At 71.8% G+C, this 21,986-nt stretch carries 13 protein-coding genes; 9 read left to right on the top strand and 4 right to left on the bottom strand.

The features are described from left to right. Positions 1 to 1,340, top strand: a 1,340-nt coding sequence (locus ABTZ94_RS10730) for a cellulase family glycosylhydrolase (RefSeq protein ID WP_351199608.1), incomplete at its 5' end; no start/stop codon positions are given. A 33-nt stretch (positions 1,341 to 1,373) separates the two neighbouring features. On the opposite strand, the gene ABTZ94_RS10735 is transcribed toward ABTZ94_RS10730, so the two are convergent. From ABTZ94_RS10735 to ABTZ94_RS10750, 3 genes are all read right to left on the bottom strand, one after another. After that, positions 1,374 to 2,399, bottom strand: a complete 1,026-nt coding sequence (locus ABTZ94_RS10735) for a PadR family transcriptional regulator (protein WP_351199610.1) — start codon at positions 2,397 to 2,399, stop codon at positions 1,374 to 1,376. 1 nt (position 2,400) lies between these two features. Continuing rightward, on the bottom strand, positions 2,401 to 3,258 hold the full coding sequence (locus ABTZ94_RS10740; RefSeq protein ID WP_351199612.1) for a DUF4097 family beta strand repeat-containing protein: 858 nt from the start codon (positions 3,256 to 3,258) through the stop codon (positions 2,401 to 2,403). A gap of 583 nt (positions 3,259 to 3,841) precedes the next feature. Further along, the gene (locus ABTZ94_RS10750) at positions 3,842 to 4,024 is read right to left on the bottom strand and encodes a DUF6104 family protein (RefSeq protein WP_003961784.1); all 183 of its coding nucleotides are present in this window, start codon (positions 4,022 to 4,024) and stop codon (positions 3,842 to 3,844) included. Positions 4,025 to 4,209: 185 nt separating this feature from the next. Between ABTZ94_RS10750 and ABTZ94_RS10755 the strand changes: the two genes are divergently transcribed. The 8 genes from ABTZ94_RS10755 to fxsT all read left to right on the top strand — a co-directional run bounded on the left by ABTZ94_RS10755 (position 4,210) and on the right by fxsT (position 18,041). Continuing rightward, on the top strand, positions 4,210 to 4,875 hold the full coding sequence (locus ABTZ94_RS10755) for a CU044_2847 family protein (protein WP_351199614.1): 666 nt from the start codon (positions 4,210 to 4,212) through the stop codon (positions 4,873 to 4,875). After that, positions 4,872 to 6,983 (top strand): VMAP-C domain-containing protein, encoded by a 2,112-nt coding sequence (locus tag ABTZ94_RS10760; protein ID WP_351199616.1) that lies wholly within the window; start codon positions 4,872 to 4,874, stop codon positions 6,981 to 6,983. The genes ABTZ94_RS10755 and ABTZ94_RS10760 overlap by 4 nt, the downstream gene beginning before the upstream one ends. Before the next feature lie 94 nt (positions 6,984 to 7,077). Further along, positions 7,078 to 8,109 carry an AAA family ATPase gene (locus tag ABTZ94_RS10765; protein ID WP_351199618.1) on the top strand — a complete coding sequence of 344 codons (1,032 nt, stop codon included), beginning with the start codon at positions 7,078 to 7,080 and terminating at the stop codon, positions 8,107 to 8,109. Positions 8,110 to 8,116: 7 nt separating this feature from the next. Next, positions 8,117 to 11,686 carry an SAV_2336 N-terminal domain-related protein gene (locus tag ABTZ94_RS10770; protein ID WP_351199620.1) on the top strand — a complete coding sequence of 1,190 codons (3,570 nt, stop codon included), beginning with the start codon at positions 8,117 to 8,119 and terminating at the stop codon, positions 11,684 to 11,686. A 306-nt stretch (positions 11,687 to 11,992) separates the two neighbouring features. After that, positions 11,993 to 12,178, top strand: a complete 186-nt coding sequence (fxsA, locus tag ABTZ94_RS10775) for an FxSxx-COOH cyclophane-containing RiPP peptide (protein WP_351199622.1) — start codon at positions 11,993 to 11,995, stop codon at positions 12,176 to 12,178. 157 nt (positions 12,179 to 12,335) lie between these two features. After that, positions 12,336 to 13,580: an FxsB family cyclophane-forming radical SAM/SPASM peptide maturase gene (locus ABTZ94_RS10780; RefSeq protein WP_351199624.1), complete on the top strand. Its 1,245-nt coding sequence runs from the start codon at positions 12,336 to 12,338 to the stop codon at positions 13,578 to 13,580. Beyond that, positions 13,577 to 14,968, top strand: coding sequence for an aKG-HExxH-type peptide beta-hydroxylase (locus ABTZ94_RS10785; RefSeq protein WP_351199626.1), 1,392 nt, complete (start codon positions 13,577 to 13,579; stop codon positions 14,966 to 14,968). Before ABTZ94_RS10780 ends, ABTZ94_RS10785 begins: the two co-directional genes overlap by 4 nt. Positions 14,969 to 15,047: 79 nt before the next feature. Beyond that, on the top strand, positions 15,048 to 18,041 hold the full coding sequence (gene fxsT / locus ABTZ94_RS10790; RefSeq protein WP_351199628.1) for an FxSxx-COOH system tetratricopeptide repeat protein: 2,994 nt from the start codon (positions 15,048 to 15,050) through the stop codon (positions 18,039 to 18,041). A gap of 77 nt (positions 18,042 to 18,118) precedes the next feature. Here fxsT and ABTZ94_RS10795 read toward each other — a convergent pair whose 3' ends face one another. Continuing rightward, complete coding sequence (locus tag ABTZ94_RS10795) at positions 18,119 to 21,946, bottom strand: multifunctional oxoglutarate decarboxylase/oxoglutarate dehydrogenase thiamine pyrophosphate-binding subunit/dihydrolipoyllysine-residue succinyltransferase subunit (RefSeq protein WP_351199630.1); 3,828 nt, start codon at positions 21,944 to 21,946, stop codon at positions 18,119 to 18,121. Positions 21,947 to 21,986 lie beyond the last annotated feature (40 nt).

A 21,986-nucleotide genomic window follows, 5' to 3' on the forward strand; every position in this document is an offset into this window, starting at 1 on the left:
GGGCCCTCGCCCCCGCCGCCGACGCACATCCCGCACCACCTGACCGGTCCGGCATCCCCCGTCTCACCGACGACCTGGGACGCACGCTCACCCTGCGCGGCTGGAACGTCGCGGACAAGGCGAACAGCGGTGACCAGGCTCTCACCGGCATCACCGAGAAGCACTTCCGTGATCTGCGTGCCAAGGGCTTCGGATTCGCCCGGCTGCTCATCTTCTGGGACGACCTGGAGCCGCGCCGCGGCCACTACAGCACCGCGTATCTGCGCCGGATCGACCGGATCCTGGACTGGGCACGGAAGTACGACATCCAGGTGGTGCTCGACGCCCATCAGGACGTCTTCGGCCCGGCGTTCGGGAGCCGCGGCATCCCGGCCTGGGCGACCCGCACCGACGGGCTGCCCTTCACCCCGCACCCCGACGACTGGTTCTCCGAGTACTTCGAGCCCGCCGTGCAGCGCGCCTTCACCCATCTTTACGAGGACCCCGATCTCCAGCTCGCCCAGGCACGGATGTGGCAGGTCGTCGCCGAGCGCTACGCGCACCACCCCGCCGTCCTCGGCTACGACCTGATCAATGAGCCGATGGGGGAGATGCGGGAGGGGGAGGACCTGGCGACGGCCGCCCGTCGTATCGAGGCCCGGCAGCTCACCCCGATGTACAACCGGCTGGCCCGTGCGATCCGCTCGGCCGACCGCGCCAACTGGCTGTTCATCGAACCCACGCCCATCGTCGGCGAGGGCGTCCCCACGGGACTGGGCACCGTCGGCGACCGGCGGATCGTCTACGCACCGCACTTCTACAACGCCGCGATGGAGGCGGGCGGCGACTACGACCCGTCAGCCGGCTGGCTCGAGGCGTACGAGGCCGCCGTCACTACGTACCCGGCGCAGCAGCGCATTCCGGTGGTCGTCGGTGAATGGGGCCCGCTGAACAACACACTCCCGCGGATGGGCCGCTTCTACCGGGAAGCCATGGCCTCACTGAACCGCTACACCTCGGGCTGGGCGGGCTGGGTGTGGTGCTACGGCCGCGGCTACTGCGCCCTGGACGAGCACGGGGCCTTCGCCGAGAACAAGGAACGGACCGCCACACCGTACGCGCCCGCCGTCGCCGGAGCCGTCCACTCCGACACGTACGACGACACCACCGGCGTCTACCGGCTCTCCTACACGGCGGGCCGCCGCGGCACCACGGAGGTCTCCCTGCCGCCGACGGCCGGGGAGTGGCGGGTCGCGGTGGACGGTCACGCCAAGGTCCGCAGGCGCGGGGGAGAGGTGCGCATCCGGGCCCGCGAGGGGGCTCGCGTCACGGTCACGGTGACCTGGGCGGCACGCGGCTGAGGGAAGGGGCGAGGCGACGGCCCCGCCCCTTCCCTACCCCTGGCGGCCGGGCGCCCCGCCGTCGTCCTTCCGCAGCAACGCCCCGATGTGGGCCGCCGCAGTCGACAGATGGCCGCGAGCCTCCGTCAGCTGGGCCTCTGTGACGCCCCGGTCCCGGGCTGCGTCGCGGATGTCGTCGCGGAAACGGTCGAGCAGGCGGTCCAGATCGCGGGCCGGGTCGCCGGTCCCTGCGGTGTCCTTGCCCCATTCCGGGTCGGCGTCGGAGGGCTCCGGCTTGATGTACGGAGGCCAGCTGCCCGTCCTCGCGAAGCTGCCCAGCTGGCCGGTGATCTCGGCCAGCCCCTCCCGTACGCCCGAGGGCCAGTCTCCGCGCGCGAAGTGCTCCTGGACCTGGCGGGCGGCGTTCTGCATCTGCTCGCGCGCCCTGTCCTGGGCCTCCTTGGCCTGGCGCCGGGCCTGCTGCGCGTCCTCGCGGGCGCGGCGGGACTCGTCCTTCGCCCGGCGGGCCTGCTCCTTCCATTCCTGCTTGGCCTTGCGCAGCTCCTCCTTCGCGGCGCGCCACGCCTCCTTGTCGCCGAGGGCGCCGAAGTTGCCGAGGTCGACGAGGTCGCCGAGGTCGCCGAAGGCGGACTCCCAGTCGCTCTTGCGTCCGGTGGGGCCGGCGGAGGTGTGCCTGGTCTCGTGCGCCGCGGCCCGCATCTCGCTGCGCAGCTTGCCGGCGGCGCCGCGTACGTCGTCCCGGATCTCGGCGGCCAGTTCGGAGACGGAGTCCCTGATCTCCTGTTCCAGATCGGCCAGTTCGTCCGTGCGGCCGGCCAGTTCGGCGCGGCCCGCGTCGGTGATCGAGTAGACCTTGCGGCCGCCCTCGGTGGCATGGGTGACGAGACCCTCGGCCTCCAGCTTGGCGAGGCGCGGATAGACCGTGCCCGCCGAAGGCGCGTACAGCCCCTGGAAGCGCTCCTCCAGGAGCCTGATCACCTCGTAGCCATGGCGAGGGGCCTCGTCGAGCAGCTTCAACAGATAGAGGCGGAGGCGGCCGTGGGCGAATACGGGGGGCATGTCAGAGCACCTTTCCGGTCGGCTCGGCATCGTACGGATCGTCCTCGGCCGGTGGGCGGCGCAGCAGGGCGATCGATCCCGAGACGGTCGTCGCCCTCAGCTTCCCGGTCCCGGCGCCGAGCGTGCCGGTGATCTTCTTCGCCCCCCACTGGCCGCTGACCCGCAGATCCTCGAAGCCGTTGGAGACGGCGCCGCTCGCAGTGTTCGCCTCGACCGTCGCGTCCGCCGGGTGCGGCAGCCGGATGGCGACCTCGCCGGACACCGTGACCAGCTGGATGTCCGTGTGCTTCCCGGTCGGGTCCAGGTCCAGAACCATGTTGCCGCTGACCGAGTCCGCCCGGACCGAGGCCCCGGCGCCCTCGACGACCGTCAGATCGCCCGAGACGGTCATGAAGCGCAGTTCGCCGGTGACCGACTGGGCCTCCACGCTGCCGGAGACGGTCTCGGCACGGACCGGACCTGCGAGCCCGACGAGCGTGGTGTCGCCGGTGACGCCCCGGACGTCCGTACGCCCGCGGATTCCGGATACGACGGCTCCGGCGCCGACCACGCCCACTTCCACCGCCGACCCGGCCGGCACGGCGAGCGAGACGACAGCGCTCCGGTGCCAGCCCTTGGGGTCGAACCACTTGAGGAAGCCGTTCCACGGCAGGCCCTCGTACGCGACCGTGAGGGCGCCGCCCTCCTGGGTCACGATCAGCGGCGGGCCCTCGATCGCGGAGATCTCCAGCCGGGCGGTCGGCTCCTCGGTGCCGACGACATTGACGGTGCCCCCGACGATGCGCACATTGAGCGATGTCACGGGGTCGTCGAAGGTCAGCTTCTGGGGCTCGGCGATGGCCCATGTCGACACAGGCATGGATCTGACCTCCGGGGAGCGCAGAATGACGCAACATATCGCGTCTCTTGAAGAACACGATATATCGCGGCTCGGGGAAGTCAAGGGAAGTCGAGGGGCATCACGAGGTCGCCGGTCGGTCAGAAGGCTTCAAATATGGGCAAATTGCCCTACCTCGTGTGGGCGTGAACGCGACACCCCCGGGGGCTGATGCCGTGCCGTGCCGAACCCGAGACCGTACGGCCGGTGGTCCATCTGCTGGGCGAGCGGGTGCTGCTCGCGCCCGCCGGAGGCGGGTGGTCCGTCCTCGTATCCGAGGGGAAAGCCCTGGCAGAACGATGGGGGTACGGAAGCGGAGCCGGTCGACCGGGCCGGCTGGGTCACCGCGCTCGCGGTCGGACTCGACCTGGCCCCTTCTCGCCCTGTGGTGGGACGGCAGCCTGGCCGGTCACACGCCGGCGTGCGGATTCCCGGCCCGGTCGGCTACGTCCGGCGGCTGGCTCTGCGCGGGGGCGCTGCAGGTGACGCACGGACCGCTCGGCCTCGCCTACGGCCGGTTCGGAGCCGAGGAGATCGAGAGGGCGATGGCGTCGGGCCGGTCCGACTACTCGTCCTCGTCCTCGTCGTCGAGGCGGGCCAGCCAGGTGGCGAGGCGCTCGACCGGCACCTCGAAATCGGGATTGAGATCGACGAACGTACGCAGCTGCTCGGCGAGCCACTCGAAAGTGACCTCTTCCTCGCCTCGCCGCTTCTCCAGTTCCTCGATACCTCGGTCGGTGAAATACATGCGGCAAGCCTAATGCCTGGTGGACAGCCCCTCGAAGGCCGGGAGCGCGACCCCGGGTCCGGTCCGCGGCAGCCGCGCGAGCCCGCCGAGAACCGGCCCGCTGCACCCCGGCGTCATGGTCCATGTATCTCGCATCGGCCGCGTACTGCCGTTAGCCTGCGGGTAGTTGGGAAACGGGGGTTTTCATGGGTGACAGCGGATCCCGTATCACGCGCATCGAGATGCCGGACGGCACACCGGTCTGGGCGCGGATCTCCGGGGCGGAGGAGCTGGCGAAGCCCGCCCGGGGGCCGGCGTTCACGGACATCGGCTACGGGGACTTCGCCGAGCAGGTGCAGGCCCGGGTCGAGAGCCTCCAGGCCGTCGTGACCAGCGTCGCGCATTCGCTCGCCGAGCCGTTGCGGGCGGTGCGGCCCGACGAGGTCAGCGTCGAATTCGGCATCGAGCTCACCGCGAAGGCGGGCAAGGTCGTCGGCCTCCTCGCGGACGGCGAGGCCAAGGGCGGCATCAAGGTCACGCTGACGTGGAGCGGTGGCGGTCCGCCCGCCGATCCGACGGTCCCGGCGCAGACGGGGGCGCGTGGGACGGGGCAGCCGCCACCACAGGCCACGGCGCCTTCGGCAGTGCAGACCGTGCCGGACTCCGCGGCGCACGCGGCGGGGCAGACGTCACCGCACCCCGCACCGCCCATGCCGCCCCCGCCCTCCTCGCCGCCCGGACATCCGCCCGCGCCCACGGCACCACCGGCAGCGGCCCCGGGCGCATCCACGGGGAATCCGGACGCCGGGGCATCCACCGGCGCACCGGCGCAACCGGACGGCGCCGGGCCGGACGCCGGAAGCCCGTCATGACCCGGCCGCCGGGCAGGGGCGCAGGGGGCGGTTCGGAGAGTACGTACCGTGCGCTGGCGGGCCTCGTGATGGCGGCGACCGTACGCATCCATCGCCCGGAGCCCGGGTATGCCCCTGACGGATCCGACAGCGGCTTCCTGGGGAGCGGCTTCTTCATAGCCCCGAGCTGGGTCCTCACGTGCGCGCACGTGGCGATGGAGGGGGAGGGGCGTCATGTGAACGTGGTCTTCAAACCGGACCCGGGCAGCGCCGAGACCGCGGTCGAGGGCACCGTGGCCGCCGCCCTGCCCGAGAGCCGTCACGCCACGGCCGGGCCCGGTGGCATGCGGGTTCCAGCGCCTTCGGGCGGCTGGCCCGCCCCCGACCTCGCGCTCATCCGGCTGCTGCGGCCCGTCGAGCACCCCTGCGTGTACGTCACCGAGCGCCCGGCGGGCATGTTCGGCGGCGGCTCGGTCCTCTACACGGGCTGGACCGACGGCGGCTCGGGGCAGCTGACCCGGTTCAGTGGGCGATGCCAGGTGATGGGCACCTTCGGCGACTGGGCCGAGGACGACGAACAGATGCGGCTCGACGGCGACCGGATGTATCCGGGCCTGTCCGGCGGACCCGTGGTGGACCTGGCCCGCGGCGAGGTCGTCGGCGTACTCAAGTCGCGCTCCGACGGCACGACCGGCGGTACCTCGATCGGCGTCGAGCGGCTGCGTACGCTGCCCGTGCCGCCCGGGACGGTCTCCGCCGAGTCCGACGACCCCTACCGGGCGGTGTTCCACGCCCACGACCGCTACCACGCCGACCGGCACACCAGCCCGGTCGGCACCGAGCGGACCTGGGCCGATCTCCAGCGCGAACTGGGTGCCGGAGCGGGGCTCGCCCTCAGTCCCCAGCAACGCGTCGACCTGCTCGGCCGGCTCGCCGAACTCCCGCCCCCGCTCAGCACCCGCAGCCTCCTCGACCTCCTGGACCGGCTGCCGGACACCCACCCGGCCGAGCACCACGCCGCGCCGCGCGGCTGGCGCGACGGACTGGGGGCGCTGTACGACGCCCCCGGCGGCGACGGCGCACTGGAACTGATCCTGCGTTATTGCATGAGCGCCATCTCCGCCGAACGCCCCTACGTCCTGCCGTCCACCCGACTCGCCGAGGCATCCCTGTGGGAATGGGTGAAGCGGATGGCCGAGGACCGGCTCTCCCGCAAGTTCCGTCATGAACTTGCCGGGCTCCGGCACAACGGCCGGCACGCCCCGGGCCTCGAGCACCTGCGAACCTCGTCGCCGACGCTCGAAACCGCCAGGACACGCAGCGCCCCGTTCGTCCTGCTGGCGCTGGAGCCGCGCGGCTGGGAACGGGACCGCTACGACTGGCGGATCGGCGTCGCCCAGCACACCGGGGACGTCCTGCCCGTAGCCGAGGACAGTCGGGGTACCGCGCCGGAGGCCCTCCCGGCCCGGCTCGCGGGCCCGCTGGCGGAGGCGTTCCGCAGGTGCGACGAACCCGGCGAACCCGCCGTGCTCCAGGTCGCCGTACCCCAGGCCCTCATGGACCTGGAGGCCGACGGATGGCGGGTGCCGCCCGACGGGCGGCCGCTCGGAGTGCTGCGCCCCGTGGTCATCCGCCGCCTGGACCACCATCCGCTCCGGGCCGATGACGGGATCGACGAGCGCGAGGCGCGCTGGAACCGGACCATGACCGCCGCGATGCGGGCCGCCGTCGTCGACTGCGAGGACGGAATGCGGGTACCCGTACCCGTGGTGGAGGAGCTGCGGGGACTGGCGTACGAGACCGTCCCGGTGCTCTGCCGCTACGGCGACCGGACCCACCCGGAGGCCGCGGCCGGGCTCGGGCGGGTGCTCGACGGGGGTTTCGGGGTGGCCCTGTGGCGGCGCCGGACGGGCGAGCCGGCCGCGGTCTGCACGGAATTCCACCGGCGGGCCGGCGATACGATCGCCGAGGCCCGCAGCGCCGTTCAACTCCCGAAAAAGATCCATGAGTTGAGGCAGGGGCTGCATGCGGGCCGTGCAGAGACGTACTGGTCGGACGGGGTGGCCCTGTTCTACGACGATCCGCACCATCCGCTGCCCGGCTCCGGGCAGTTCCTGGAGGCACCGTGAACGACCGGGCCCTTACGGGGTGTACGCCGGATCGCTACCGTGATGCACGTTCGACTGCTGCCCCTGGCGGACGAGTGACGACGAGGAACACGCTATGAGTGAACCCAGCGAGTGGCTCATCTACCGAGGGGCCGGCGAACCGCACGAAGGCATCGAGCAGCTCCCGCCCCCACCGCCCTGGCGGGACTTCGCGGGCCGCGGCGCCCCGGACCCCGACGAGCAGGACGGGGACGGATCAGCCGACCGCCGCCTCGGCGGCTACCGGCACATCGCCGAACTCCACCGGCCGGGCGCCGAAGAGCTCGAAATGATCAATGCCGCGCTCTATCTGCGGCGTCCGCTGCTGGTCACCGGCAGCCCCGGCGCCGGAAAGAGCACGCTGGCCCACTCCGTCGCCCATGAGCTCGGGCTCGGCCGGGTCCTGCGCTGGCCCATTGTCAGCCGCTCGACGCTGCAGGACGGCCTCTACCACTACGACGCGATCGCCCGGCTCCAGGACGTACAGATCGCAGCGCACAGTGCGGCGGCCGGGGCGGCCGGCGCCGAATCGGCACAGAGCGTCGGCAGCTACATCCGGCTCGGGCCGCTCGGCACCGCGCTGCTGCCCTCGGACCGGCCGCGCGTACTGCTCATCGACGAGCTCGACAAGAGCGACATCGATCTGCCGAACGACCTGCTCAATGTGCTGGAGGAGGGCGAGTTCGCCATCCCTGAGCTGGAGCGGATCGCCGACCGGCTGCCCGACGGCGAGGCGGAGGTCCTCGACGACGACGGCAACAAGGTGAAAGTGAGGGGCGGCAGGGTGCAGTGCCGGTCCTTCCCGTTCGTGGTGCTCACCAGCAACGGCGAGCGGGACTTCCCGGCGCCCCTGATGCGCCGCTGCATCCACCTGGAGCTCGGACGCCCCGACCACCAGCGGCTCGCGACTTTCGTACGCGCCCACCTCGGCGACGAGGCGGCGCGCTCCGGGGACGATCTCATCGCCCATTTCCTGGAGCGCTCCCGCAGCGAACTCCTCGCCACCGACCAGCTGTTGAACGCGATCTACCTCACCGATGCCGCCGCCCCGGCCGGCCGCGACCGCCTCGCCGACCTGCTCATTCAGCGACTCGACCGGCCGAGGTGATGTGCTGATGGCCGACGGCAAGGCGCGGCACGGACCGGGTGAGGGACGCGGCCCCGACGGCGGTCCGGGTGACGCCGTGGAGCCGTACGGCCCCCATGTCCCGGGCGAGGCAACGGGCGCCGGGCCCGAAGCTCTGGAAGCTGTCGGGCCGGCGCCGGAGCCCGGCTGCGAGCCGCAGCAGCAGCCGGATTCCGAGCCGTACGACGGAGGCCTGCTGCGCGCATTCGTCGCCCGGTTGCGCGAGGCCGGGCTCGACCCCGACGCCGAGCAGCTCTGCGACGCCCTCTGGCTGGCCCGCTGGACCCGCCACCCCGATGCGCCGGACGACGAGAGCGACGCGGCCACGCCGCCCCTGCCCGCCGACCTGGCCCAGGCGGACCGGCGGGCCGGGCGCCCCGCGCCGCCGGTGACCGGTCGGGACGAAGCCCCGGGCCCCGCGCCGGAGGACGAGCCTGCGGAGCGGCGGGACCCCGGCGACGCCGACCGGCGGATCGCCCTCTATCCCGTACCCCGCACCACGCCACCCGGCGGCCGGCGCCCGGACGGCCCGGCCGGGCGCGGACGGAGCTCCACCCGGGGCGGCCGGGCGAGAGCGCTCACCCTCGGCGTACCCGCCGCCCCCGCCCTCCCCGCGCCGCTCCAACTCCAGCGAGCGCTACGTCCGTTGCAGCGCTATCGCCCGGCCGCGCCTCCGCTGCGCCGCACCCTCGACGAGACGGCGACCGCCGAGCTCAGCGCCCGGGCAGGCGGGCTGATCATTCCGGTGTTCCGCGGCGCGTCCCGGGGCGAGGCGCTGCTGCAGTGCGTCATGGACGCCTCGTCCTCGATGCTGGTGTGGGACCGGATGTTCGGCGAACTGCAGGAGCTCTTCGGCCAGTTGGGTGCCTTCCGGGATGTCCAGGTGCGCTATCTGCACCAGGGGCCCGACGGTGCGGCCGCGGTGAGCCGCAGCCCCGATCCGGCCGCCGCACCGCTGAACTCCGCGGACCGGCTGAGCGATCCGACCGGCCGCCGTGTCACCGTCCTCGTCAGCGACTGCGCCGGTCCGCTCTGGCACAGCGGCCGGGCCCACCGGCTGCTGCACCAGCTGGCCGGACAGGCCCCGGCCGCCGTGCTCCAGCCCCTGCCGCAGCGCATGTGGAACCGCACCAGGCTGCCGGTCACCTACGGTTCGCTGGCCCGGGGCGACGGGCCCGGCGGAGCCGCCGTACTGAAGGTCACGGAGCACGCCGGAACGGGGCCCGCCGTGCACCCGGGAGCCCTCGCGATTCCCGTACTCCCGCCGGTGGAAGGTGCGTTGGCGGCCTGGGCGCGACTGCTCTCCGGCACCGGTGCGGGGCAGATCTCCGGAGCCGTCGGCTGGGTGCGGGCCGATCAGCCCGCGGCGGCCGCGCAGCGCCCCGGCGACGGGCTGTCCTCGCTCCAACTGGTCAGCCGCTTCCGATCCGCGGCCTCCCCGGTCGCCGGACAGCTGGCCGTCTATCTCGCGGCGGCCCCGCTGTATCTGCCCGTGATGCAGCTGGTGCAGCGCACGATGCTGCCCCACTCCGGACCGTCCGAACTCGCCGAGGTACTGCTGAGCGGACTGCTGACACGGAGCAAGGCCGAGGACGGCGGCGCGGACGGCGGCCAGTGGTACGAGTTCGCGCCCGGCGTCCGGGAAGCGCTGCTCGGTCCGCTGGGCCGGGACGAGGCGCTGCTCGTACTCAAGCACTGCTCGCAGTACATCGAGCAGCGGTTCGGGAAGGGCGGGCCGAACTTCCCGGCCCTCGCCTTCGCCCAGCTCGGCGAGGGCAGACACGGATCGGCGCGGTCCACCCCTGCCATGGACACCATGGCGAAGAGCGCGCTCGACGGGCAGATCGAAGACGGTGACGAGAACGGGGAGAGCGGCGCAAGCGGCGCATCGCGCGCCCCCCATCCGTTCGCCGAGGTCGCGGTCCGCGTACTGGAGCGTTTCATGCCTCTGCCCGAGCAGTTCGTCATCCAGACCGACCGGGACGGCTACCGGAGCCCCGCCCGGACGCCGAACGCGGCGGTGGAGAGCGCCCGCGTCCTCGTGCGGCACTTCGAATCGGACAGCATGGTGCAGTACCTGATCGACGCCGTGCAGCTGCTTCGGGGTGCCACCGAGCGCGAGGAGCGGCCGGGTGCCGACCCCGAGCTGTGGGCGGAGTACTCGCGCTGCGTCCTGCGGCTGTGGGAGGTCCAGGGCGACGCCGAGCTGCTCCGCGAGGCCGAGTACGCCGCCGAACGGGCAGCTGCGCACCCCGGGGCGGCACGCGAACGGGCCGTACTGGCCAAGGTGTTGCACGCTGCGGCCGACGACCGGCGGCGGCGCGGCGACCGGCGCGGCGCACTGGAACTGCTGCGGCGCGCCGACCGCGAGTACACGGCCGCCTGCTCGGACCCCGGTCTGGAACCCGCCGAGGCCCTCCGGCTCACGCTGGAGCGGGTCCGGGCCCTGGAGGCGCAGTGGCGGCTCGACGGCGACACCGCTCTGCTGCAGGCCGCGTACGGCATGCTGGAGGCGTTCGCCGATGTCTGGCCCGACCAGGAGAACCGGCCCGCCGCCCTGCCGCTGGCACACGGCCGGACCCTGCTGAGACTGGCCGGGGCCACCGTCGACACCGAACAGTCCCGGGTCTATGCCGGTCGGGCGGCGCGCTCCCTGCGCACGGCGTTCGAACAGGGCGGCGGCCGGCACACCATGGGCACCGAGGTGCGCATCCTGCTGGATCTGGTGGACGCCCTGCTCGCCTCCGGTGAGGAGCCGGACGAGGCGGCGACCCTGATCGAGCAGGCTCTGGAGACCGTACGGGAACAGCGGCAGCGCGCCTTGCTTTGGACTCGGGCCGCCCGAGTCCGTGTCGCCCGTTACGAACACACCGGAAATCCGGATGAACTCCTCGCAGCGGCCGACTGGTTCGCCCGCGCCGCACGCGGCGTCCCGCGCGACTCGCAGGCTCACGCCGATCTGCTCGCCGAATGGGGCGGCACCCTGCTGCGCCGCGCCCAACTGCCCGACGGCCGCGCGCACATCGGCGCTGCGGTACGGGTGCTGCGCGACTGCCGTACGGAGACGGCGGCGGGCAGCGCGCGCCAGGCCGAGCGGCTGCTGATGCTGGGGCGGGCGCTGATGCTGCGGCACCGGGCCACCGAGGACCGGGTCGATCTGCGGGAGGCCGAGCATCTCTTCGGGCTCGCGGCCCAGGAGGCGACCGACCCGCTGACCGCGGCGCGCTGCCGGCTGGAACTGGGCTTGTCCCACCTCGACGCCTCCCGGGTGCTGCAACGTCCGGCCCGGCTCGACGAGGCGGCCGAGGCGTTCCGGGGCGCGGCCGACGCGGCCGGCACGGCGGAAGCGGAGCTGGATAGTCCACAACAGACTCGACAGGCAGTCGAGTTGAGTGCTACGGCCAACCACTGGCGGGGTATGACATACGAGAGGGCGGGACGTCCCCGGGCCGCACGCGAGGCGTACCGGGCCGCCCGCCAGGAATGGCGCAAACTGCCGGACGGCGGCGGCGCGGCGGGCGAGTCGACCGCCGAACGGCTGGCCGAGCTGGAGCCCTGAGCGCCGGGCAGTCGGCGTTCGGGCGGCGCGGCTGGAGGTCCGACGCGATCCGGGCGATGCGCGCTGTGTACGACCGGCATACGACGGATGCCGGTCGATGGCATGCTCAAGAAAGCGTATGCCGGACTGTGCGGGGCATCGGTACCGATGTGCCTGGTGCGACGCACACCGGGCGTCGGCAGTACGCGCACCATCGCAACGCGAGCAGATGTATGTGTGTCAGGGACACGGGCTCAACGGGACGCGCTCAACGGCGAGCGAGTCGTCGCAGGCCCGATGCGGCAGTACACGGTACGGGGAGGCGTGATGAGCGAGTCGGTACGCAACGGCGGGCCGGGCGGCGGGCCGGATGAGCTGCCGGATCTGCTGGGGCTCGATCTGGAGGCGCTGCGGACACTGGACCACCCGGTGCTCCGCGCGGTGGTCGCGGATCTGCGCGGCCGGGCCGAGCAGCCGCGGGAGATGCTGTGGGGATTCAACAACGCCTTCTGAGGCGGGTTGCCCCGCAGCTCCGCGGGGCAGGGCCGAAGCCGCACGATTTCGGTCCGGGGCCCGGTTGAACAGGACATCGTGGTCCGGGACGGGTTTGCCCGCCCGGCAGGCCAGGGATACTCGCCTCGGGCCGGCAACGGGGGCCGTCCCGGCAGACATGCAGCACGGGGGTGCCGGAGTGTCCCGACAGGCGACGCCGCACACACCCCGGTGCAAGGAAACCGGCGCCGACGGCCGACTCCCGGTCCCCTTCGGGCAGTTCATCGTCAAGGTGCACGGCCGGTGCAATCTGGCCTGCCACTACTGCTATCTCTACGAGGGCCCCGACCACACCTGGCGTGCCCGCCCGGCCGCCGCCGCACCCGCCGTCCTGGACCGCACCGCGGACCGGATCGCCGAACACGCTGCGGCCCACGGACTGCACAACCTCGCCCTTGTCCTGCACGGCGGCGAACCCCTCCTCGCGGGCGCCGACCGGCTGGCCGCCCTGGCCGACCGGGTGCGCGACCTGGTGCCCGCGGACTGCACCGTCCACACCACCGTGCAGACCAACGCCACCCTGCTCACCGACGCGCGCGTCGCCACCCTCGCCCGGCACGGCATACGCATCGGCATCAGCCTCGACGGCGGTCTGGCCGTCCACAACACCCGGCGCACCGACCACGCGGGACGCCCCTCCTGGCCCGCCGCCTCGCGCGGCGCCCGGCTCCTCGCCGACCGGCACCCCGGCGCGTACGCGGGCATCCTCACCGTCGTCGACCCGCGGACCGACCCGATCGAGATGTACGAGTCGCTGCTCGCCCTGCGTCCACCGGCCGTGGATCTGCTGCTGCCGCACGGCAACTGGACGAACCCCCCGCCGGGCCTGCCCGATGCGGGGACGGCCCCCACGGTGCCCGGACCGGGCCGCCCGACCCCGTACGGCGACTGGCTCACCACCGTCTTCGACCGCTGGTGGCCGGCCGGACGGCGGGAGACCCGGATCCGGCTCTTCGAGGAGTGCATCGCCCTGCTGCTGGGCCTGCCCGCCGCCACCGAATCCCTCGGCCTCACCCCGCTCAACGCGATCGTGATCGAGACCGACGGGACGATCGAGCAGGTGGACTCCCTCAAGTCCGCCTACGACACAGCCGCCGCCACCGGGCTCGATGTCTTCCGCCACACCTTCGACGACGCCCTGTGCCACCCCGGCGTCGCCGCCCGCCAGGCAGGGGCCGACGCACTCGCCGCCGCCTGCCGCGCCTGCCCGCTGCTGACCGTCTGCGGCGGCGGCCACTACGCACACCGCTACCGCGCAGACAACGGCTTCACCAACCCGTCCGTCTACTGCGCCGATCTCGAACGGCTGGTGCGCCACATCGCGGGCCGGCTGTACGACGCAACCGCAGGAGCGAACCGATGAGCCCCCCACTCCCGGACCACATGCTGCGCCAACTGGGCCGCACCGAGGGCGACGCCGACACCCTCCACGTCCTCGTACGCGACCAGGACACCCGCCGACTCCTCCTCCTGCGCGCCCTGCTGGACGCAGCCGAGGCCGCCCCCACGACCGTCTGTCCGCCCCGGGCGCTCGACCGGCTGCACCAGGACTGGGCGCTGCTGGAGACGGCCGAACGCGCCGACCGCGCCGCCGTGCGCACGGTCCTGTTCCATCCCCTCGCCGGGCCCTGGGCGCAGCGCTGCCTTCGCGGTCTCACCGGTGCCACCTCCGGCGCCGGACTCCCGGCAGACCTCGACCACTTGAGCGCACTCGCCGCTGCGGCGGCGATCCGCGGCGGGGTCGCGTTCGGCACCCGGCTCACCGCTCGCGACGGGCTGCTGTCCCTGCCCACCCTGGGGGCTCTGCGCATGCCCCCAGGAGCGGTGGATATCGACGTCTCGGACGGCGGGGTGACGGTGTGCCGGCCGGCCGGCGGGCCGTCCCTCACCGTGCATGCGCACCGGGACGGTACGACCAGCTCGCCCGACCCCCGCTGGCTGCCCGTCCACGCCCTGCCCGCCGTGCTGCCCGGCGTCGGCCCCGTGCCCCTGGACGACCTCGATCCGTACCGCACCGACGGCAGTGGACCGGAGCGGCACGGACTGAGCGCCGCCACCCGTACCGACGACCACGAACGCAAGGCCTGGACCGAGTCCTGGTCCGGAGTGGAACCCCTGCTCCGCATCGGCGGCGAGCACCGCCTCACCGAAGCGGCCGTGCTGCTGCGCTGCCTGATACCGCTCGGCCGGCCCCCCGGCTCCGCGCCCACCGGCGACGGCGCGGCGCACTGCAGCGGCACCAGGCGTGAGGCGTTCGGCGCCGTCCTCAGCAGCAAGCCGGCCACCCCTGCCTACTTCGCCTCGACCCTCGTCCATGAACTCCAGCACACCAAACTGGCCGCACTCGGCGCCCTCGTACCGCTGCACCACGAGGACGCGACACCACGCCACTTCGCCCCCTGGCGTTCCGACCCCCGGCCCTTCGACGGCCTCCTCCAGGGCGCCTACTCGCACATCGCGCTGGCCGACTACTGGCAGCGGTTCGCGCTCGGCGCGCAGCGCGTCACCCATCGCGACCTGGCCTGGGCCGAGCACGCCCGCTGCCGCGAACAGGTCGGGGCCGTACTGCCCGTGCTGGCCGGATCGGCGGCACTTACCCGCGAAGGCCGGGTGCTGGTCAACGAGATGATCACGCTCTACCACCGTCTGGACGATTGTCCGCCTCCCACGGGTCATCTCGCGTGCGCGCAGGCGTACGTGGCCACCGCCAAGGTGATATGGCAGCAGAGGAACGGCTCGCGAAGGCAGTGAGAGGCCCCGTGATACCGGCCGGAGCGACCATGCTCCGGTGTATGTTGACAAGGCTCGTATCGAGGCAGGGAGCGGCTGAATGCCCGGAACGCGTAAGCAAGTTGGAGCAACCGGGGCGCAGACCGTCACCATCAGTTTCGCCGGTTTCAACCGCGCCTGGGCGGCGTGGATCGGAGACCGTCTGGAGCGCCGTGGAGTGACGGTCGTCCAGCAGCGCTGGGACCCGCCGGTCGAGGTTCCGCTGGAGGAGTCGCTGCGGGACCTGACGCTGTCACGCGGCAGCGTCCTGGTGATTCTCAGTGACTGGTACTTTCAGCTCGGCCCCCGCAGTCACGACGAGTGGAACAGGGCCCTGCGCGAGGTCGTCGCCCCCGCCCCCGACCGCTTCGCCGCCGTCTCCGTCACCACCTCCGCGCTGCCCGGCGCCACCTCGGTCCTCGGCGCGGCCGACCTCACCAACGTCGGCGCCGGCGAGGCCGAACGGCGGCTCCTCGTCCGCCTGGGCCTGCCCACCGACCCGCTGCCCGACTCCGCCGGGGCCGGGCAGGGACCCCGGTATCCGGCCGACACCCCCGAGGTGTGGGGCGGGGTGCCGCGCCGCAACACCCGGTTCACCGGCCGTGAGGAGCTGCTCAGCAAGGCGTACCAGGCCCTTCAGGACGCCGGGCACGGCGCCGGAGTCGTGACGCTGCACGGCATGTCCGGCGTCGGCAAGACCCAGCTGGCCGCCGAGTACGTCTACCGCTTCGGTTCCGAGTACGACGTCGTGTGGTGGGTGCCCGCCGACCGCCGTGTCCTCTATCGCCAGAAGCTCGCCGAACTCGCCCCTGAACTGGGCCTGTCCACGGGTGCCGAGTACGGCGAACGGCTGCGCGCGGTACGGGACGCGCTGCGCCGCGGCGAACCGCACTCCCACTGGCTCCTCGTCCTCGACGGCGCCGACGAGCCCGAACACATCTGGGACCTGGTGCCGACCGGCCCCGGGCACGTCCTGATCACCTCCCGCAACCCGGAGTGGAGCGAGCACAACAGCAACCTCGTCGAGGTACCGGTCTACGACCGCGAGGAGTCGGTCGCCTTCATCCGCCGCCGGGCCCCGCGCCTGACCCCGGCCGAGGCCGATCAGCTCGCCGAAGCCCTCGAAGACCTTCCGCTGCTCCTCGCCCAGACCGCCGGCTGGCTCAATGACTCCGACATGTCGGTCGAGGAGTACATCGAGCTCCTCGAAGGCGGCATCGACCAGGACGTCGTCAAGGTCTCCGCGGACTTCCCGCTCGCCTTCCAGACCGCCTGGTCGATACTGCTGAACAAGCTCAAGGACACCGTCCCCGAGTCCGTCGACCTGCTGCGCCTGTGCAGCTTCTTCGCCCCAGGCTCCATCCCCGTACGGCTGCTGAAGGAAATGCCCCCCGGCGAACTGCCGGAACAGCTCTCCGGCCTGATGAACGACCCGCTGCTGTGGAACAGGGCGATCGGCCAGCTCCGCCAGTACTCCGTGGTCCGTCTGGAATCCCACGAATCGGTCGTCGACGAGGCGTCGTCCGGCGAATCGCTCTACATGCACCGCATGGTCCACCAGATCGTCGGCAAGGACATGCCGGAACGCGACCGCCGGGAGTTCATCGACGTGGTCCGCCGGGCGCTCGCGGCCGCGGACCCCGGCCGGCCCACCGACACCCGTCTGTGGCCTGCCTACGCCGAGATCACTCCGCACCTGAAATGGGCCGACGTGCTCAAGAGCACCGACCCGGCGGTGCAGACCCTGGTGCTCAACTGCCTGCGCTACATGTACCTTTCCGGCGAGTACCGGGCCGGCATCAAACTCGGCGCGCGTGCCATGAAGGCGTGGCGGGAACTCCTCGGCCAGGACCACCCCAGGGTCTGGGACCTCAGCTACCACTACGCCAATCTGCTGCGGGCCGTAGGTGACTACGCCGGTACGGAAGCCATCGAACGGGCCGCCGTCGACCATCTGCGCGCCGAACGCGGCGCACAGGACCTGGAACACCTGCGGGCCGCCGGCGGCCTCGCTGCCGACCTGCGGGGCCTCGGCCGCTACGACGAGGCGCTGGAGATGTCCGGGTGGATCCTCGCCGCCTACCGCGAACTGCTGGGCGACCAGGACTCACGCACGCTCAACGCGCAGAACAACCTGGCCATTTCGCTGCGGTTGCTCGGCCGGTACGGGGAATCCCTGGAGCTCAACCGGCGGACTCTGGAGGCCCGGCGGCAATTGCTGCGTCCGCGTCACAGCTGGACGCTCTACTCCGAGATCAACTACGCCACCGACCTGCGCCTGCTCGGCCGCTACAGCGAGGCCGAATCGCTCCAGAGCCAGAGCGCCCGCGTCCACCGGCTCGTGATGGGGCACGACAATCCGCAGACCCTGAGTGCCGAACACAACCTCGCCCTCTGCCAGTACCGCTCGGGGGAGCGTGCCAGGGCCGCGGCGCTGTTCACCCGGGTCCTGGAACGCAGCGAACGCGTGCTGGGCGAGGACGACCCGCTGACCATGATGTTCGCGGCCGGCCAGAGCTGCTTCGCCCGTGAGCACGCGGACATCGACCAGGCCAGGGACATAAGCGAGAAGGTCGTCCGGGGCTATGCGGGCATGCTCGGCGAAGAACACCCGTATGTGGCGGGCACCCGCGCCAACCATGCCCTGATCCTGCGCAACGTGGGGGAGCGGGATCACGCGTACACCCTCCTGGAGGAGGCGCTCGCCGACATGATCCGGGCCGTGGGTGAGCACCACCCCTGGACCCTGGGCTGCGCGATCAACGCCTCGGCGCTGCGCAACCTGGTGGGCGACCCGGAATCGGCCGCCGCACTGACGGAATCGATCATTGCCAGGGCCGTCGAGGTCCTCGGCCGGACCCATCCGCTGACTCTTTCCGCCCGGATCGCGCACGCCGCGGACCTGCGAGGTGTCCGGGACCGGCGGCGAGCCGAAAAGGTCGAGAGCGAGGCACTGGACGACCTGGCGGCCACACTCGGCGCCCAGCACGTCCATACGGTCTCGGCGCGTTCCCGCAACCGTCCGTTCTGGGACTTCGAGCCCCCGATCATCTGAACCGTACGCACGCCGAAGGGCCCGGCCCCGCGATCAACTCGCGGAACCGGGCCCTTCGGCGTGCGTACAGCGACCGGTCAGGCCTCGAAGACCTCGGCGACCAGCTGTGCCTGCTCGGCCTGGTGGCGCTTGGCCGAGCCGACCGCCGGGGACGAGCCGTGCGGCCGCGAGATGCGGCGCAGGCGCTCACCGTGCGGGACGTCGGCGCCGACGGCCAGGTCCAGGTGGTCGATCAGGTTCAGGGCGATGAACGGCCAGGCACCCTGGTTGGCCGGCTCCTCCTGGGCCCAGAGGTACTTCTCGGCGTTCGGGTACTTGGCGATCTCGGCCTGCAGCTCGGCACCCGGCAGCGGGTACAGGCGCTCCAGACGGATGATCGCGGTGTCCGTGACGCCACGCTTCTCGCGCTCGGCCTCGAGGTCGTAGTAGACCTTGCCGGCGCAGAAGACGACCTTGCGGACGTCGCTCGCGTTCACCGAGTCGTCGCCGATCACCGGGCGGAAGCCGCCGGTGGTGAACTCCTCCGCCTTCGACGCCGCCGCCTTGAGGCGGAGCATCGACTTCGGGGTGAAGACGACCAGCGGCTTGTGGTGCGGGTTGTGCACCTGCCACCGCAGGAGGTGGAAGTAGTTCGACGGCAGGGTCGGCATGGCGACCGTCATGTTGTTCTGCGCGCACAGCTGGAGGAAGCGCTCCGGGCGGGCGGACGAGTGGTCCGGGCCCTGGCCCTCGTAGCCGTGCGGCAGCAGCAGCGTGACGCCGGAGGTCTGGCCCCACTTCTGCTCGGCCGAGGAGATGAACTCGTCGACGACGGTCTGCGCGCCGTTGACGAAGTCACCGAACTGGGCCTCCCAGATGACCAGCGACTCCGGACGGGCCAGCGAGTAGCCGTACTCGAAGCCCATCGCCGCGTACTCGCTGAGGAGCGAGTCGTAGACGTTGTAACGGGCCTGGTCGTCGGAGAGGTAGAGCAGCGGGGTGTAGTCCTCGCCGGTCACCTGGTCGACGAGGACCGCGTGCCGCTGGCCGAAGGTGCCGCGGCGGGTGTCCTGGCCGGCGAGCCGGACCGGGGTGCCCTCCATCAGCAGCGAACCGATGGCCAGGGTCTCGCCCATGCCCCAGTCGATCGTGCCGTTCTCCACCGACGACGCGCGACGCTGCATCTGCGGCATCAGACGGGGGTGGACGGTGATCCGGTCGGGGATGTTGACCTGGGACTCCGCGATGACCTTCACGACCTCCTGGGAGACCGCGGTGGTCACGGCGACCGGGAACTCGGGCTGGACCTCGGGGGTGTGTGCCGGAGCCGGCAGCGAGGTGGCCTCGCGGACCTCCGCGAAGACCTTCTCCAACTGGCCCTGGAAGTCCTGGAGGGCCTGCTCGGCCTCTTCCAGCGTGATGTCGCCGCGACCGATGAGGGACTCGGTGTAGAGCTTGCGCACCGAGCGCTTCTTGTCGATCAGGGTGTACATCTGCGGGTTGGTGAACTCCGGGTTGTCGCCCTCGTTGTGACCGCGGCGGCGGTAGCAGATGAGGTCGATCACGACGTCCTTGTTGAACGCCTGCCGGAACTCGAAGGCCAGGCGCGCGACACGGACGACGGCCTCGGGGTCGTCACCGTTTACGTGGATGATCGGCGCCTCGATCATGCGCGCCACGTCCGTGGCGTACATCGAGGAGCGCGAGGACTCCGGGGCGGCGGTGAAGCCGACCTGGTTGTTGATCACCACGTGCACGGTGCCGCCGGTGCGGTAGCCGCGCAGCTGCGACATGTTGAGCGTCTCGGCGACGACGCCCTGGCCCGCGAAGGCCGCGTCGCCGTGGAGCGCGACGGGCAGGACCGTGAAGTCCGTGCCGCCCTTGTTGATGATGTCCTGCTTGGCGCGGGCGATGCCTTCAAGGACCGGGTCGACCGCCTCCAGGTGCGAGGGGTTGGCGGCCAGCGAGACCTTGATCTGCTCGCCGTCCAGACCGGTGAAGGTGCCCTCGGCGCCCAGGTGGTACTTCACGTCGCCGGAGCCATGCATCGACCGGGGGTCGAGGTTGCCCTCGAACTCGCGGAAGATCTGCGCGTACGACTTGCCGACGATGTTCGCCAGCACGTTCAGCCGGCCGCGGTGGGCCATGCCGATAACGACCTCGTCGAGGCGGGCCTCGGCGGCGGAGTCGATGACCGCGTCGAGCAGCGGGATGACGGACTCGCCGCCCTCCAGCGAGAACCGCTTCTGACCGACGTACTTGGTCTGCAGGAACGTCTCGAACGCCTCGGCCGCGTTCAGCCGGCGCAGGATGCGCAGCTGCTCCTCGCGCTCGGGCTGCTGGGTGCGCGTGCGCTCCACCCGGTCCTGGAGCCACTTGCGCTGCTTCGGGTCCTGGATGTGCATGAACTCGATGCCGGTGGTGCGGCAGTACGACTCACGCAGCACACCGAGGATGTCGCGGAGCTTCATCATCGACTTGCCGGCGAAACCGCCGACCGCGAAGTCCCGCTCCAGGTCCCACAGGGTGAGGCCGTGCTCGGTGATGTCCAGGTCGGGGTGCTTGCGCTGGCGGTACTCCAGCGGGTCGGTGTCGGCCATGACATGGCCGCGTACCCGGTAGGAGTGGATCAGCTCGAAGACCCGCGCGGCCTTGGTCACGTCGTTGTCGTGCGAGGCGTCGATGTCCGTGAGCCAGCGGACCGGCTCGTACGGGATGCGCAGCGCCTTGAAGATCTCGTCGTAGAACTCGTTCTCGCCGAGGAGGAGCTGGGCGACGATCCGCAGGAACTCGCCGGAGGCGGCGCCCTGGATGACCCGGTGGTCGTACGTCGAGGTCAGCGTCATGACCTTGGAGATGCCCAGCTTGTTCAGGGTGTCCTGGGAGGTGCCCTGGAACTCTGCCGGGTAGTCCATCGCGCCGACGCCCATGATGAGGCCCTGTCCGGGCATCAGGCGGGGCACCGAGTGCACGGTGCCGATGCCGCCGGGGTTGGTCAGCGAGGCGGTGACTCCGGTGAAGTCGTCCATGCCGAGCTTGCCGTTGCGGGCACGACGGACGATGTCCTCGTAGGCCTGCCAGAACTCGAAGAAGTTGAGCGTCTCGGCCTTCTTGATGGCCGCGACGACCAGCTGGCGGTCGCCGTTCGGCTTCACCAGGTCGATGGCCAGACCGAGGTTGACGTGCTCCGGCTTGACCAGGGTCGGCTTGCCGTCCTTCAGCGCGAAGGAGTGGTTCATCGCCGGCATGGCCTTGAGGGCCTGCACCATCGCGTACCCGATGAGGTGCGTGAAGGAGATCTTCCCGCCCCGGGCGCGCTTGAGGTGGTTGTTGATGACGATGCGGTTGTCGAAGAGCAGCTTCACCGGAACGGCGCGGACGGACGTGGCCGTCGGCAGCTCCAGCGAGGCGTTCATGTTCTTCGCGACGGCGGCCGACGGGCCGCGCAGCGTCACGTACTCCGGTCCTGCCGGGGCTTCGGTGGCCTCGGCCGCGGCGGGCTTGGCCGGGGCAGGCGCGGCGGCCTTCGCGGCCGGAGCCGGGGCTGCCTTCGCCGGGGCTGCCGGAGCAGCGGCGGCGGGAGCGGCCTGTGCGGGCGCCGGAGCCGCGGGTGCGGCGGCCTTCGCGGCCGGAGCCGGGGCCTGCGTCCCAGTGGCCTGGGGTGCGGTGGCCTGGGGTGCGGTGGCGGCCGGGGTCACCGCGGCTGCGGCGCCGGGAACGGGCTTGTCCGCCGTGCCGGACGTACCCGGCTTGTAGTCGGCGAAGAAGTCCCACCAGGCGCGATCGACCGAACTGGGATCCTGGAGGTACTGCTGGTAGATCTCGTCGACGAGCCACTCATTGGGGCCGAAAGCCGCAGCCGGGTTCGAACCCGGGTTGGCTTGGTCGGTCGAGATGCTCGAGTTACTGGGGGACTGAGACGACACGGCGGCAACCGCCCTCTTCCGCTTCACAAGGTGATGGACA

The sequence above is a fragment of the Streptomyces sp. NPDC002785 genome (assembly GCF_040295565.1).
Taxonomy (GTDB): Bacteria; Actinomycetota; Actinomycetes; order Streptomycetales; family Streptomycetaceae; genus Streptomyces.

What these genes read in the sequence shown, in the direction of transcription:
- fxsT (WP_351199628.1), top strand. Translation starts at nt 15,048, where the DNA reads ATGCCCGGAACGCGTAAGCAAGTTGGAGCAACCGGGGCGCAGACCGTC.
- ABTZ94_RS10765 (WP_351199618.1), top strand. Translation starts at nt 7,078, where the DNA reads ATGAGTGAACCCAGCGAGTGGCTCATCTACCGAGGGGCCGGCGAACCG.
- fxsA (WP_351199622.1), top strand. Translation starts at nt 11,993, where the DNA reads ATGAGCGAGTCGGTACGCAACGGCGGGCCGGGCGGCGGGCCGGATGAG.
- ABTZ94_RS10735 (WP_351199610.1), bottom strand. Translation starts at nt 2,399, where the DNA reads ATGCCCCCCGTATTCGCCCACGGCCGCCTCCGCCTCTATCTGTTGAAG.
- ABTZ94_RS10785 (WP_351199626.1), top strand. Translation starts at nt 13,577, where the DNA reads ATGAGCCCCCCACTCCCGGACCACATGCTGCGCCAACTGGGCCGCACC.
- ABTZ94_RS10780 (WP_351199624.1), top strand. Translation starts at nt 12,336, where the DNA reads ATGCAGCACGGGGGTGCCGGAGTGTCCCGACAGGCGACGCCGCACACA.
- ABTZ94_RS10740 (WP_351199612.1), bottom strand. Translation starts at nt 3,258, where the DNA reads ATGCCTGTGTCGACATGGGCCATCGCCGAGCCCCAGAAGCTGACCTTC.
- ABTZ94_RS10750 (WP_003961784.1), bottom strand. Translation starts at nt 4,024, where the DNA reads ATGTATTTCACCGACCGAGGTATCGAGGAACTGGAGAAGCGGCGAGGC.
- ABTZ94_RS10760 (WP_351199616.1), top strand. Translation starts at nt 4,872, where the DNA reads ATGACCCGGCCGCCGGGCAGGGGCGCAGGGGGCGGTTCGGAGAGTACG.
- ABTZ94_RS10770 (WP_351199620.1), top strand. Translation starts at nt 8,117, where the DNA reads ATGGCCGACGGCAAGGCGCGGCACGGACCGGGTGAGGGACGCGGCCCC.
- ABTZ94_RS10755 (WP_351199614.1), top strand. Translation starts at nt 4,210, where the DNA reads ATGGGTGACAGCGGATCCCGTATCACGCGCATCGAGATGCCGGACGGC.